Raw genomic sequence first — 437 nt, 5'->3', positions numbered from 1 at the left:
ATATGTACAACACAGCACGGGAAAAATTTGATTCAGTCAAAAATGCAGCTCAAGAAAAGTTTGATGCAGCAAAGAGGTTTATCATTGACCCGATAAAAGATGCGGTGGATAAAGTGAAGGGATTCATTGATAAAATCAAAGGATTTTTCAGTGATTTGAAATTAAAGATTCCGAAACCGGAAATGCCTAAAATGCCGCATTTTAGTTTAGAAACTAGCACGAAAAACATTTTAGGGAAAGACATTACGTATCCATCTGGCATTGGTGTACAATGGCGTGCAAAAGGCGGTATTTTTACTAGACCTACAATTTTCGGTATGAGTAATGGTCAGTTACAAGGTGCAGGAGAAGCTGGAAATGAAGCGGTTTTACCGTTGAATAAAAAAACATTAGGCGCGATTGGTGAAGGGATTGCAGCAACGATGTCTACTGAACCA

General features: G+C 38.4%; 1 protein-coding gene. It reads left to right on the top strand.

Annotated elements, in window-relative coordinates; translation table 11 throughout:
• Positions 1–437: phage tail tape measure protein (locus CRV03_RS14000; RefSeq protein WP_164968682.1), on the top strand; the 437-nt coding region annotated here is incomplete at both ends.

It is taken from the genome of Arcobacter sp. F155, assembly GCF_004116455.1.
GTDB lineage: Bacteria > Campylobacterota > Campylobacteria > Campylobacterales > Arcobacteraceae > Halarcobacter.
This window is presented reverse-complemented; position numbering and strand designations above follow the sequence as displayed.